The organism is Mycobacterium sp. NPDC003323 (genome assembly GCF_053589535.1).
In genome coordinates this window covers 1,098,848-1,111,528 of the sequence record NZ_JBSFSB010000001.1, presented here as the reverse complement: position 1 = coordinate 1,111,528, position 12,681 = coordinate 1,098,848, and the positions used below count along the sequence as shown (strand labels likewise).

General features: G+C 69.5%; 12 protein-coding genes. 3 read left to right on the top strand and 9 right to left on the bottom strand.

Annotation, left to right across the window (positions count from 1 at the left end):
- Window position 1 precedes the first annotated feature (1 nt).
- On the bottom strand, window positions 2-1,828 hold the full coding sequence (mutA, locus tag ACWDUN_RS05205; RefSeq protein WP_449925460.1) for a methylmalonyl-CoA mutase small subunit: 1,827 nt from the start codon (window positions 1,826-1,828) through the stop codon (window positions 2-4).
- Window positions 1,829-2,003: 175 nt separating this feature from the next.
- On the opposite strand from mutA, the gene ACWDUN_RS05200 reads away from it, so the two are divergent.
- Window positions 2,004-2,738, top strand: coding sequence for a TVP38/TMEM64 family protein (locus ACWDUN_RS05200; RefSeq protein WP_449925457.1), 735 nt, complete (start codon window positions 2,004-2,006; stop codon window positions 2,736-2,738).
- A gap of 2 nt (window positions 2,739-2,740) precedes the next feature.
- On the opposite strand, the gene ACWDUN_RS05195 is transcribed toward ACWDUN_RS05200, so the two are convergent.
- From ACWDUN_RS05195 to ACWDUN_RS05185, 3 genes are all read right to left on the bottom strand, one after another.
- Entirely contained in the window at window positions 2,741-4,075 is a 1,335-nt protein-coding gene (locus ACWDUN_RS05195; RefSeq protein ID WP_449925454.1) for a hypothetical protein, read from the bottom strand.
- A 178-nt stretch (window positions 4,076-4,253) separates the two neighbouring features.
- Entirely contained in the window at window positions 4,254-5,471 is a 1,218-nt protein-coding gene (locus ACWDUN_RS05190) for an SPFH domain-containing protein (RefSeq protein ID WP_449925451.1), read from the bottom strand.
- A 31-nt stretch (window positions 5,472-5,502) separates the two neighbouring features.
- Window positions 5,503-5,934 carry an NfeD family protein gene (locus ACWDUN_RS05185; RefSeq protein WP_449925448.1) on the bottom strand — a complete coding sequence of 144 codons (432 nt, stop codon included), beginning with the start codon at window positions 5,932-5,934 and terminating at the stop codon, window positions 5,503-5,505.
- 58 nt (window positions 5,935-5,992) lie between these two features.
- Here ACWDUN_RS05185 and ACWDUN_RS05180 point away from each other — a divergent pair, with 58 nt between their 5' ends.
- Window positions 5,993-6,841: a hypothetical protein gene (locus ACWDUN_RS05180; RefSeq protein WP_449925446.1), complete on the top strand. Its 849-nt coding sequence runs from the start codon at window positions 5,993-5,995 to the stop codon at window positions 6,839-6,841.
- Here the strand turns inward: ACWDUN_RS05180 and ACWDUN_RS05175 are convergent.
- From ACWDUN_RS05175 to ACWDUN_RS05160, 4 genes are read right to left on the bottom strand one after another with little or no spacing between them, the layout of a single operon-like run.
- Window positions 6,807-7,907, bottom strand: coding sequence for a ferrochelatase (locus ACWDUN_RS05175; RefSeq protein ID WP_449925443.1), 1,101 nt, complete (start codon window positions 7,905-7,907; stop codon window positions 6,807-6,809). The genes ACWDUN_RS05180 and ACWDUN_RS05175 overlap by 35 nt on opposite strands.
- On the bottom strand, window positions 7,908-8,717 hold the full coding sequence (gene inhA, locus ACWDUN_RS05170) for an NADH-dependent enoyl-ACP reductase InhA (RefSeq protein WP_449925441.1): 810 nt from the start codon (window positions 8,715-8,717) through the stop codon (window positions 7,908-7,910).
- Between the two features lie 26 nt (window positions 8,718-8,743).
- Entirely contained in the window at window positions 8,744-9,499 is a 756-nt protein-coding gene (gene fabG1, locus ACWDUN_RS05165; protein WP_449925438.1) for a 3-oxoacyl-ACP reductase FabG1, read from the bottom strand.
- A gap of 53 nt (window positions 9,500-9,552) precedes the next feature.
- Window positions 9,553-10,446, bottom strand: coding sequence for an AraC family transcriptional regulator (locus tag ACWDUN_RS05160; protein WP_449925436.1), 894 nt, complete (start codon window positions 10,444-10,446; stop codon window positions 9,553-9,555).
- 154 nt (window positions 10,447-10,600) lie between these two features.
- Between ACWDUN_RS05160 and ACWDUN_RS05155 the strand changes: the two genes are divergently transcribed.
- On the top strand, window positions 10,601-11,677 hold the full coding sequence (locus ACWDUN_RS05155; RefSeq protein WP_449925434.1) for an aldo/keto reductase: 1,077 nt from the start codon (window positions 10,601-10,603) through the stop codon (window positions 11,675-11,677).
- On the opposite strand, the gene ACWDUN_RS05150 is transcribed toward ACWDUN_RS05155, so the two are convergent.
- Entirely contained in the window at window positions 11,674-12,681 is a 1,008-nt protein-coding gene (locus ACWDUN_RS05150; protein ID WP_449925431.1) for a VWA domain-containing protein, read from the bottom strand. The two genes, ACWDUN_RS05155 and ACWDUN_RS05150, sit on opposite strands and share 4 nt — an antisense overlap.

Genomic DNA, 12,681 nt, shown 5'->3' with positions numbered 1-12,681 from the left:
GTCAGGCCCCCAATCGGGTGAGCAGCGTCGAGAGGGCCTCGACGGCATTGATCTTCGCGGTCAGATGATCGTCGGGCCGGGTGGTGGCGTCGCCGAGGGCCTTCTCCGGGCCGGCCAGATAGATGTGGGACACGCCCGCGGACCGCGCCGCGTCGATGACGGCCTCGGCCTCGGTGCCGTACCGGGCGTCGGTACCGCAGACGACGACGGCCTTGTGTTCCGCGACGACCGCCGCCACCCCTGCGGCCTCGATGGTGCCCGGATTGACCGCCTCGATACCGCCGGAGGCCAGCAGATTCGCGGCGAACGTGGTCCGGATGTTGTGCTCGGCAAGCGGACCCAACGGCAACAGCAGCGCCTGCGGCCGGGAGCCGGTTCGGGCGAGGTGGGCATCCGAGCGGTCGCGCAGCGCCTCGAATCCGGCCGCGTAGCGCAGCACCCCCTGCACGCCGGTGGTCTCGGGAAGGGGCCTCTCGGCGAGGTTCGGGAACTCGTTGACGCCGGTGAGCGAGGTCTTGCGGTGCGCGATGTCATCGGCGCGCGCCGCCTGCACCGCCGCGATCTGCTCGCCCAGGTACCCGCGCGCGGCGACGAAGCCGCCGCGGCCCTCCAAATCCTGGAAGTGCGCCCAGGCCTGCTCGGCCAGTTGCGCGGTCAGATCCTCGACGAACCACGATCCGGCGGCCGGGTCCAGCACCCGCCCCAGATGCGACTCCTCCAGCAGGAGCAGCTGGGTGTTGCGGGCCATCCGGCGGCTGAAGGTCGTCGCCGTGCCCGGCAGGCCGCCCGGGATCGCCGCATCGAAGGGCGCCACCAGCACGGTATCGGCGCCGCCGACACCGGCGGCGAAGGCGGCCAGCGTGGTGCGCAGCATGTTCACCCAGGGGTCGCGCTGGGACATCATCGGCGCCGATGTCACCGCATGCACGACGGCGGCACCGGCTCGGGCGTCGCCGGCGACCTCGGCCACCCGCGCCCACAGTCGGCGCGCGGCACGCAGTTTGGCGATTGTCATGAACTGATCGTCATCGGCGGCGATCCGGAAGCTGATGGTGCGCAGCGCGTCGCCGACCGGGAGCCCGGCCTCGGTGAGCACCCGCAGGTAGCTCACTCCGGCGGCGACCGCACCGGCCAGCTCCCAGGAGGCGCTCGCCCCGAGATCGTGCAGGGCCGGGCCGTCGACGGTGACCGCGCGGACCCCGGCCTGCCCGGCGACGCGTCTGGCGACGGCGCTGACGTCGTCGAGGTCGGGAGCGTCCCGGCCACTCAGCGGTGCCGTCAGCGGGTCGGCACCCAGATCCAGCGACAGCCGGGAACGCTGATCGTCGTCGAAGTCCGCGACCATCGACAGCAGCGCCCCGGCGGCCGCCGCGTAGTCGGTTCCGGCGTCCAGCACCACCGGGACGAGGTCGAGGTAGACCCCGGCCAGCAGCTGGTCCAGCTCGCCGGCCGGGATACCGTCGCCGCCCACGCTGAGCACCAGCGCACTGGTGCCCTCGGTCAGCGCCAGCAGCAGCGCACCGTTGGCCTCGGCGGCGCCGGAGGCGGCGAGCGGGAACTCCTCGGCGACCTTCCAGCCGCTTAGCACGTCACGGCGGGCGTCGCCGCCGCGGGCGAAGGGCCACTGCCCCGGCAGCGGCGACTCCGGCACCGCATCGAGGGCGGTGTACAGCGGCCGCACCGGGAAGCCTTCGTAGGTCGGTGTGTCGAGCAGCCGTTCCGGTTCGGCGGGCAGATCCGCGGCGTCGCGCCGCAGGCTCTTCGCCAGCACGCCGGCCACGCCGGAGCGCCAGCGCTCGCGATCCGATTCAATGACGCTCGAGGACACTCGCGACTCCTGAGGGATGTGAAGCGTTGTCTGACTTAGTTAGATTAGCCAGGTGTGACTGGCCGCTTTCACCTGAGGCTAAATGATCGGTATCACGGCGGCGCACGGCGGGCAAAGGCTACTGACCAGTAGCGTTGTGCGCAGGCCGGCGCGGCGCCCCGTAGGGTTGGCAGATGTGAATCGCGTCGGTACCACGTTGCGCACGGTCTGGGCCGCCGTGAAGACGACGGCCACTCAGCTACCGCCGCGCCGCGCGCTGGGCATCTTCGCCACAATTGTGATTCTCGTCGCAGTGGCGATTCTGGTGCCCCTGCCCAGTGCCGTGCAGATGCGCGATTGGGCCACCGCCGCGGGACCGTGGTTCCCGCTGGTGTTCTTCGCCGCCCACACGGTGATGACGATCTTCCCGTTCCCCCGCACCGCGTTCACCCTGTCGGCCGGGCTGCTGTTCGGGCCCCTGCTGGGCATCGTGCTCGCGGTGGCGGCCAGCACGCTCAGCGCCGTGATCGCCGTCGTGCTGGTCCGCGCGGCCGGTTGGCAGCTGAGCCGCCTGGTCCGCCACCCGCGGGTGGACTCCCTGGACGCCCGACTGCGTGCGCGGGGCTGGGTGACGGTGCTGTCCATGCGGATGATCCCGGCGGTGCCGTTCGCGGTGCTCAACTATGCCGCAGGAGCCTCGGCGGTGCGGGTGCTGCCCTACGCGGTGGCCACGCTGGTCGGTGTCATCCCGGGCACCGCGGCCGTGGTGATCCTCGGTGATGCGCTGACCGGCAACATCAGTCCGCTGCTGTTCTTGGTGTCGGCGTGCACGGCGGCCGTCGGCATCGCAGGCCTGGTCTACGAGATCCGGATCCACCGGCGCCACCACGGGCACCGAAGCGCCGAGGACAACCCGGCGGTGAACGGCTGACCTCAGGCCGCGCGATCGCTGCGGTCCAGGAAGCGCACCACGGCGGCATCGCCGGTGGGCGTCTTGATCCGCATGCTGCGCGGCGTGTGCAGCGCCACCAGGGCGCCCGAGCGCACCACTCCGAGCGGACCGGGCCCGGCGAACCGTCCGATGCCGGCCACGTGTACGGCCCAGCCCGCCTTGGCCTGGCGGTAGCCGATGCGCACGCCGAGGGCGCAGATGACGAGCAGTCCGCCGACACCGGGCAGCGCGACGGCGGCCAGGGCGGCCAGCGACAGCGGCAGCAGCACCTCGGTGACGGCGCGGTCCAAGAACGAGTCCGGGGTGCTGGAGGTGGCGATACCGCGCAGGCCCACCGGGACCGGAGTGGAGATGACCGTGCGCGGTGCCGCGGCCAGCGTGCTCGCCGACAGCAGCGTCGGCGCGACGGGCGTCTCGGCGACCGGAATCGTCAGCTGGCCGGCCGACTGCGTGGGTGCCGACATGATCGTGGACAGCCCGGTCGCCGCGGCGGAATCGAGCGGCCGCGGCGTCTGCGGTGGCACCGCCATGTTCGGCGTGGGCGTCACCGGGACACCCATCAGCGTGCTCAGGTCGGTGGGCAGTGCGGTGATCGCGCTGACCGAGGTGGTGACCGAGGCCAGCATGGACTCGATCGTGGTGATGACGTCGGTGACCGGGGTCTGCGAGCCCGGCAGGGCGGCGAGCAGCGCGGGCAGGGCCGCGACGGTGTCGTGCGTGGAGTCCAGAACGGTCGCCATCGTGTTGCCGACCGTGGCGACGGCGTCGGGCACCTTGGCGAACGGCAGGGTGGGCCGGCCGTTGTTCACCTTGGGTTTCGTCGAGGTGGACCGCGGCATAGTGACCGACAACGACGTCGTGGTGGCGGAGTTCGGCTCGGTTACCGTCGGGACCACCGGCGCCGTCGTCGAAGGCAGTGGCGCCACAACCTCTTCGGGCGCCGGGGCGACGATCTCGGCGGCGACCTCCGGGGTGACATCGGGCGCATCGATCTGGCCCGCCGGGAGTTGGGCCTCGGCCGCCTCCTCGATGGCGGCATCCACGGCGTCATCGATGGCCGAGGACTCCTCGGCGGCATCCGTTGCAGCACGCCGCTCGGTCAGCGAACCGAGCGTGGTGCGGACCTCACGCAGCGATTCGCGCACGGACTCACGCAGCGTGGATCCGATCTCGGTCGCGGTGCGCGGGCCGGTGGTGGGCTTGTTGCCGGTGGAACCGCTCGACTGGCTGTCGCTCGAGGTGTCCGCGGAACCGCCCTCGGTATCGGCCGCGGCGACGGCGACGGGACCGCCGATGAGCAGCGCGGTGGACAGCATGCACGCACCCATTGCGCCCCGCACGCACGCTCTCTTCATAATGCCGCCATTCCGTCTCCGCACCGGCAAGAGGTCAAGTACACCGTCAGCAACTGCTCAATACGCCATTAGACCACGCACAAGGCCCAGTGGCAGCAAAAATATTGTACGGACGCGTCAACTCCGGGGCCAGCGGCGCTCACGGAGCCTGATGCGCGCCGCCCGACGGCGGCGGGGTCGGCGTGCTGCCCAGCGCAGGCGACTGTGTCGGCGCGTCCAGCGGGGCGGCCGGCGCGCTGCCCAACGGCGGGACCGGGGTGCGCGCCTCGGCCTCGGCCTTGGCCACCGCGCGTGCGATCTCCGGGTCGGTCTCGGTGTTGAACCAGTCGGCCACCTCGGCGGCGTCGTCCTCGTCGGTCTTGGTCGGCTGGTCCTCGACCGGCGATGGGGTGTAGCGGAACACCCCGTCCTCCCCCGGCGCGCCGAGTAGCTTGGTGAACCCCTGCAGCGCCGAACCGAAGTCACTGGGCACCAACCACACCTTGTTGGCCTCGCCCTTGGCCATCTGCGGCAGCGTCTGCAGGTACTGGTAGGCCAGCATCTCCGGGGTCGGCCGGCCGTTCTTGATGGCCGCGAACGTCTTCTCGATGGCCTTGGCCTGCCCCTGGGCCTGCAGGTAGGCCGCGGCGCGCTCACCCTGGGCGCGCAGCATGCGGGACTGCCGGTCTGCCTCGGCGGCCAGGATCGCCGCCTGCTTGGCGCCCTCGGCCGCCAGGATCTGGGCCTGCTTCTGGCCCTCGGCCTGCTTGATCGACGCCTCCCGGTTGCCCTCGGCGGTCAGGATCATGGCGCGCTTCTCGCGGTCGGCGCGCATCTGCTTTTCCATCGAGTCCTGGATCGACGGCGGCGGGTCGATGCTGCGCAGTTCGACGCGGGCCACCCGCAGGCCCCAGCGGCCGGTGGCCTCGTCGAGCACGCCGCGCAGCTGACCGTTGATCGAGTCGCGCGAGGTCAGCGTCTGCTCCAGCGTCATACCGCCGACGACGTTGCGCAGCGTGGTGGTGGTCAACTGCTCGACACCGACGATGTAGTTGCTGATCTGGTAGACCGCGGCCTGCGGGTTGGTCACCTGGAAGTAGACGACGGTGTCGATGTTGACCGTCAGGTTGTCCTCGGTGATCACCGGCTGCGGCGGGAAGGACACCACCCGCTCACGCAGATCGACCCGGGCCCGGATCTTGTCGACGAACGGCAGCAGCAGGGTCAGCTGTCCCGACACCGTCTTGCTGTACCGGCCCAACCGCTCGATGACCGCCGCCTCGGCCTGCGGGATGAGCGCCACCGATTTCGCGACGATGATGACCGCGAAGATCACCAGTACCGCGAGCAGGACCAAACCTGCAATCGCACCGTCCACTACATCCCCCTTCGGATCCGAACTCGTGGTTCTAGACGATCTTGGAGACGACCGCGGTGGCTCCGTCGATGTGCACGACGGTCACCTGGTCGCCGGTTTCGAATACATCGTCGTCGTTGAGCGGTCGCGCCGTCCAGACCTCGCCGTCGAGCTTCACCTGGCCGTCATGTCGCGACACCGGGCTGAGCACCAGCGCACCCCGGCCCTCCAGCGCCTTGGCCGGATCCGGCAGCCCACCGCCGGACTCCATCCGGCGGCGCAGCGCCGGCCGGACCAGTACCAGCAGCAGCACCGAGACGATCAGGAACACCGCACCGTCGGCCCAGATCGGCCAGTCGAACACGAAACTCGCCCCGGCCGCGGCCAGCGCACCACCGCTGAGCATGAGCAGGAACATGTCGCCGGTGAGGGCTTCTGCGCCTGCCAGTCCCAGCGCTGCGACCAGCCAAATCCATGCGGGCATGAGTGTCAGCCTAGCGAATCCGGCCGTACCTGCGACCGACAACTACACTGCGGAAACTATGTGGTGTCCGAGTGCTTCGCTGACGGTCTGGGTCAATGCCTGGCTTGCCGGAGTCGCCGCACCCGACGACGTACTGGACGCGTTATCGCAATGGGCACCAAAGCATTCCGTGACCGCGTACGACTCGGTGGCGGCGGGCAGCACCGGGTTGCCGTGGCCCGACCTCAACCATTCGGGCACCATGTCGCTGCTACAGACGATGCGCACCGCGGCCGGGCCGGCCACCGGGGCGCCGGCGCTGACCCTGGTGATGCCGGTTCCCGGTGATGTGCGCGGCCTGCCGCCGGACACCCAGTTCCAGCGCGATGCGATCACCATGGGTGAGGCGATCATCGTCGGCACCGACCCGTCCCGGTCCGTCGGCATGGTGCCCGAATACATCTACCAGGACATCGACGATCCCGATTACGAGCCGGATCCGGTATCGCTGGCGTGGACCGTGTACTCGGTGCCCGGTCCCGGCTTCGTCGATCACACCGACCTCGGCGAGGCCGAGTACACCCTGCGCTCGGCGGTGCGGGCGGCCGCCGATGCGCTCGGGGCGTTGAGCGCCGGCATCGGCGCCGCCGACATCGACGATCCGCGCGGCATGGTGGAACAACTCCTGGAGGCCACCCGGCTGCACCGGCTACCGGATCACGCCCCCGAGCGCGCGGCGCGGGTGCTGGAGAACGCGGCGCACGTGGACGCGATCATCACCGCCAGTTCCGGCCTGATGCCGATCGGGCTGCAGAGCAGTTCGGAGGTGCGGATCGCCTCCGACACCCTGCGGCCGCTGGCCTCGGTGGTGCGCACCGCGCGACTTGCAGCGATCAGCGCGATTCTGCACTCGGCCTGGAAGCGCTGACCGGCGCGCACGCTGGCGTGCAGTACGCCCCGTCGACACTGTTGCCGTAGCCCGGAACGGGCTGTGGCCCAACGACTCTGACCGGCTCCGCACCCGCCTGGAGCTCGTCGACCAACCCGATGACGAGCTCGGCGAATCGGCGTTGCGCGTTGGGCGTGCCGGCCCGCGCCAGCGCCACACCGGCGCCCTCGGCCTGTTCGGCGAGTTCGTTGTCCAGGTCCCAGATGACCTCGATGTGGTCGGCGACGAAGCCGATCGGGCAGGCGATGACCGCCTTGACCCCGCGCTCGACGAGCACGTCGAGGTGATCCCCCACGTCGGGCTCCAGCCACGGCACCTGCGGCGGGCCCGACCGCGACTGCCAGACCAGGTCGAAGTCCGGGTAGCCGGCGGCGGCCGCCACCAGGCGCGCGGCATAACCGACCTGGCGTTCGTAGAGATCGGGGCCGCACCGGTCGGCAGCCCGCAACGGGATCGAATGCGCGGTGAACACCAGGCGCGCCCCGTCGCGCACCTCCGCCGGCAGGCTCGCGGCGGCCTCGGCGATGGCATCGGCGAACATCGCGATGAACAGCGGGTGGTCGAAATACTGGCGCAGCTTCACCAGCTGCGGCGCCGGACCGTTTCCGTCACCGTCCACCGCGCCCCGCGCCCGGGTGATGTCCTCCTGATACTGCGCACAACCCGAGTAGCCGCCCCACGCGGAGGTGGCGAACACGGCGGCCCGACGAACACCGTTGTCGCGCATGGCGGCAACGGTGTCCTCGATGAAGGGCTGCCAGTTGCGGTTGCCGAAGTAGACCGGCAGATCCCGGCCTTGCTCGGCCACGATGGCCTCGATCTGTTCGATGAGCGCACGGTTGATGCCGTTGATGGGTGAGACGCCACCGAAGTGGTGGTAGTGCTCGGCCACCGCCTCCAGCCGCTCACGCGGGATACCGCGTCCGCGAGTGACGTTCTCCAGGAACGGCATCACCTGTTCGGGTCCTTCGGGTCCGCCGAAGGACAGCACCAGCAGGGCGTCGACAGGTCCGGTCAGGTCTTCGCGCAAGCGCTCATCTCCCATCTACAGCAGCTGGGTGCTGGCGCCGCCGTCGGCGTAGATGATCGTGCCGGTGGTGGCGGGCAGCCAGTCCGACAACAGCGCGCAGACGGTCTTGGCGACCGGCGTCGGGTCCTTCATGTTCCAGCCGACCGGAGCGCGCTGATCCCAGCCCTCCTCGAGCAGACGCATCTGGTCGCCGGCCTCGGCACCCAGCGCGCCGCCGACGATGGCGCTCATGGCCAGCGTGCGGATCGGGCCCGCGGCAACGAGATTCGAGCGCACCCCGAACGGACCGGCCTCACGTGCGACGAAGCGGTTCACCGATTCCAGTGCGCTCTTGGCCACCGTCATCCAGTTGTAGGCGGGCATCGCGCGGGTGGGGTCGAAGTCCATGCCGACGATGCTGCCGCCGCTGTTCATCACCGGCAGGGTGGCCTTGGCCAGCGAGGCGTAGGAGTACGCCGAGATGTGGATGCCCTTGGCGACGTCCTCGTAGGGGGCGTCGAAGAACGGGTTGACGCCCATACCGGTCTGCGGCATGAAACCGATGGAGTGCACCACACCGTCGAGTTTGTTGCCCTCGCCGATCGCCTCGGTGATGCGGCCCGCCAACGAATCCAGGTGTTCGGGGTTCTGCACGTCGAGCTCCAGCAGCGGCGCCGGATTCGGCAGCCGGTCGGCGATGCGCTGGATCAGCTTGAGCCGGTCGAACCCGGTGAGCACCAGTTCGGCGCCGGCCTCCTGGGCCTGCTTGGCGATGTGGAACGCGATGGAGCTGTCGGTGATGATCCCCGTGACGAGGATGCGCTTGCCTTCGAGTAGCCCTGCCATGTCCTGTCTCTTCCTTTCCAGTGGCCCTAGTGGCCCATGCCCATGCCGCCGTCGACGGGGATGACCGCGCCGGCGATGTATCCCGCATCCTCGGACGCCAGGAAGCTGACGGCGCCGGCCACGTCCTCGGCGGTGCCGACCCGCTTGGCGGGGATGAACTCCAGCGCGCCTTCCTGGATCCGCTCGTCCAGGGCGCGGGTCATCTCGGTGTCGATGTACCCGGGTGCCACCACGTTGGCGGTGACGCCGGCCTTGGACAGTTCCCGGGAGATGGAGCGGGCCATGCCGATCAGGCCGGCCTTGGCGGCCGCGTAGTTGGCCTGGTTGCCGATACCCCACATGCCGGAGACCGATCCGATGTAGATGATCCGGCCGAACCGGTTGCGCTGCATGCTGCGTGACGCGCGCTGGGTCACCCGGAAGGCACCGGTCAGGTTGGCGTTGATGACCTCGGTGAAACGTTCCTCGGTCATCCGCATCAGGAAGGCGTCCTTGGAGATACCGGCGTTGGACACCAGCACCTCGACCGGCCCCTGGTGCTCCTCGACCTCTTTGAACGCGCGATCCACGGCCTCGTTGTCGGTGACGTCACACACCACACCGAACAGTCCCTCCGGGGCGCCGGAACCGCGGTGGGTCACCGCCACCTTGTGGCCGTCGGCGGCCAGTCGCTGCGCGATCGCCAGGCCGATGCCCCGGTTACCACCGGTGACCAGGACCGAGCGGGACACGAATGCGGGACGACCGGCGGGCGCGGCTTCAGTTGCAGCAGTGTCACTCATGATCGCCAACTTAGTGCCTGACCGGCGCCGGTCCGAAATCGCGTCACCGGCGCTCACGGTAGAGGCGGTCCCTGGGCAGTCAGCCGCGCCGCGTCGCGACCCGGCGGCGCTCCGAACATCCGGCGGTACTCCCGGCTGAACTGGGTCGGGCTGTCATAGCCGACGCGATGACCGACCCCGGCGATGTCACCGGGATGCGTCGCCAACAGCGTTCTGGCCTGATGCAGGCGGATCTGCTTCTGGAACTGCAACGGGCTCATTGCCGTGATGGCGCGGAAGTGCCGGTGAAAGGCCGATGGGCTCATCCCCGCGATCGACGCCAGATCGGCGATGCGCAGCGGCTCGGCGTAGTTCTCGCGGATCCATCGGATCGTCCGGTTGAGATGGACGAGCCCACCGCCTGCGGATCCGATCTGACCCACCACCGCCGCCTGCGGTCCGGTCAGCAGCCGCCACAGGATTTCGCGTTCGATCAGCGGGGCCAGCACCGGGGCGTCGCCGGGGCGCTCGACCAGCCGGACGAGTCGCCGCACCGCGTCGAGCAGCTCGGGCCCGGCGGCGCCGGTCGCCATGGCCGGCGCTGACGACGACCGACGCGCACCGGTCGGGGCATCGAGCAGCAGTTCGGTGATCGCCACCGGTCGCAGCACGACGCCGACACCCAACGCCGGGGTGTGCGGGTCGGCACCGACGAAGTGTCCGCTGACCGGCAGCTCGGTGGTGACCACCAGCAGGTCTCCGGCGTGGTACTCGAAGGTGCGGTCGCCGAGCAGCAGTCGCTTGGCGCCCTGGACCATCACCACCAGTAGCGGTTCGGTCAGCGAGTACTCCGGCACCGACCGGCTGACCCGGGACAGCAGCAGCCCATCGATCGGTGTCGACATGGAGTCCGTCGCGTGCCTGTCGACGAGCGTGCGCAGCTCTGACAGCGCGTCGTCGGTGTGCATACAGCCACTGAATCACTTCGGAGCCCTCCCGCCTATCTGATCGAGGCGAAGTCAGCAGGATCGGGCAAGAGGACGCGCGGATCGGTCTACCCCGCCCCGGCAGCGCGGCGGTTGTATGAGATGTCCGTCCGACAACCACAGAAGGAGAATGCGCATGAGCCTCGACCACTACCTGACACTGGGCCGATCCGGATTGCGAGTGAGCCCATTCGCGTTGGGAGCGATGACCTTCGGTGAAGACGACGGCGGCGCCGGATGCAGCGTCGCCGAGTCCGAGGCCATCATCACCGGTTACCTGGAGCGCGGTGGCAACTTCATCGACACCGCCAACTTCTACACCAACGGCCATTCCGAGAAGATCCTCGGCGACTATTTCACGGCTCATCCGCACCGGCGGGATCGTGTCATCCTGGCCACCAAGTTCTTCACCAACATGTTCCCCGGCGATCCCAACGGCGGTGGCGCCGGACGCCGGTCGATCATCGCCCAGCTCGACGACAGCCTGCGCCGGCTTCGCACCGATCACATCGACCTCTACTGGTTGCACAACTGGGATCGGCACACGCCCATCGAAGAGACCATGCGGACCCTCGATGACCTGGTGCGGGCCGGAAAGATCCGGTACCTCGGCTTCTCGAACATCCCGGCCTGGGTCACTGCGCAGGCGCAGACCGCGGCACTGTTGCAGGGATGGACACCGCTGATCGCGCTGCAGATCGGATATTCGCTGCTCAACCGTGGTGTGGAGCGTGAGGTCGCTCCGCTCGCCGAAGACCAGGGCATGGCGCTGGTGCCGTGGAGCCCACTGCAGAACGGCTACCTGTCCGGCAAGTACCGGCGCGGCGCCCAGGTGACCGACTCGGCTCGGGCCGCCTACGTCGGCGGCCCGACCGACGCGGAGTTCACCGTCATCGAGACCGTCGCCGCCGTGGCCGAGGAATTGGGCACCTCCTCGGCGGCGGTGGCGCTGGGCTGGCTGCGGTCTCGCCGCGGCACTGTCGTCCCGATCCTGGGCGCGCGCCGACTGGCGCACCTGGAGGCCAACCTGGCCGGACTTGAAATTGCCCTGACGCCTGAGCAGTTGCACCGACTCGACGCGGTGTCCGGTCCGGATCTGCACGCCGCCGTCGAGCCGGAACTGCTGTCGGCGCTCCAGTTCGCCGGCGCGACCGTCGACGGCGCGCCGTCGGGCGTCTATCCGCCGCTGGCAGCGGGCACGATCCGGTACTAGCCCGGCAGGCGGCGGTTGATCAGCAGCGCCGCCAGCGCGGCCAGCGCCAGCGTCAGAGCGCCGAGGCGCAGCCAGCCGACGCTGGCGTCACCCTTGATGGTCTCGTAGCCGATCTGCTCCTGCAGCGAGCTGAACACCGCCTTGAGCTGTTCCAGGCTGGAGGCGGTGAAGGCCTCGCCGCCGGAGAGTTCGGCGATCCGGCCCAGCATCTCGTCGTCCACCGGAACCGGCTGGCGCTGCTCGTTGATCTCGACGTAGCCGTACGGAGTGCCGAATGACACCGTCGAGATGGGCACACCCTGATCCTTGGCGGTGCGCGCCGCGGTGTAGGCACCCTTGGGGTTGTCCGGGTTCGATGGCACCGTTTCCTTGCCGTCGGACATCAGCACGATGCGCGCCGGTGGCGGCTCGTCACCGCCGCCGATCACCGCGCCGACGGTGGCGACGGCCTGCAGCGCGGTGAAGATCCCCTCACCGGTGGCCGTGCGGTCGGCCAACTGCAGTTTGTCGATGCCATTCTTGGTGGCCTCGCGATTGGTCGTCGGGGACACCAGCACGGTGGCCGTGCCCGCATAAGCGATCAGTCCCAGGTTGATACCCGGGGTCAACTGGTCGGCGAACTGCTTGGCCGCCTCCTGAGCGGCGACCAGCCGGCTCGGTGCCACGTCAGTGGCACGCATGGACTGCGAGACGTCGATGACGAGCATCACGACGGCACGGTTGCGCGGGACGCGGACGTCGTTGGTCGGCCCGGCCATGGCGATGGTCAGCAGGGTCAGCGCCGCGATCAGCAGGATGGCGGGCAGGTGCCGCCAGCGGGTCGGCTGCTTGGGCGCCACCCGCTCCAGCAGTTCCATGTTGGCGAACCGCAGGATCCGCTGCTTGCGTGCCCGCTGCACCACGATGTAGAGCGCGACAAGTCCCAGGACCGCCAGCAGGAACAGGAAGAACCACTTGTGTTCGAAGCCCGAAAGGCTCATCGGGCCGAGCAACGGCAATGTCAT

Excerpts from the sequence above, each read along its gene's own strand:
- ACWDUN_RS05195 (WP_449925454.1), bottom strand. The coding sequence starts at position 4,075 with ATGCTGTCCACCGCGCTGCTCATCGGCGGTCCCGTCGCCGTCGCCGCG.
- ACWDUN_RS05185 (WP_449925448.1), bottom strand. The coding sequence starts at position 5,934 with ATGCCCGCATGGATTTGGCTGGTCGCAGCGCTGGGACTGGCAGGCGCA.
- ACWDUN_RS05180 (WP_449925446.1), top strand. The coding sequence starts at position 5,993 with ATGTGGTGTCCGAGTGCTTCGCTGACGGTCTGGGTCAATGCCTGGCTT.
- ACWDUN_RS05175 (WP_449925443.1), bottom strand. The coding sequence starts at position 7,907 with ATGGGAGATGAGCGCTTGCGCGAAGACCTGACCGGACCTGTCGACGCC.
- inhA (WP_449925441.1), bottom strand. The coding sequence starts at position 8,717 with ATGGCAGGGCTACTCGAAGGCAAGCGCATCCTCGTCACGGGGATCATC.
- fabG1 (WP_449925438.1), bottom strand. The coding sequence starts at position 9,499 with ATGAGTGACACTGCTGCAACTGAAGCCGCGCCCGCCGGTCGTCCCGCA.
- ACWDUN_RS05160 (WP_449925436.1), bottom strand. The coding sequence starts at position 10,446 with ATGCACACCGACGACGCGCTGTCAGAGCTGCGCACGCTCGTCGACAGG.
- ACWDUN_RS05155 (WP_449925434.1), top strand. The coding sequence starts at position 10,601 with ATGAGCCTCGACCACTACCTGACACTGGGCCGATCCGGATTGCGAGTG.
- ACWDUN_RS05150 (WP_449925431.1), bottom strand. The coding sequence starts at position 12,681 with ATGACATTGCCGTTGCTCGGCCCGATGAGCCTTTCGGGCTTCGAACAC.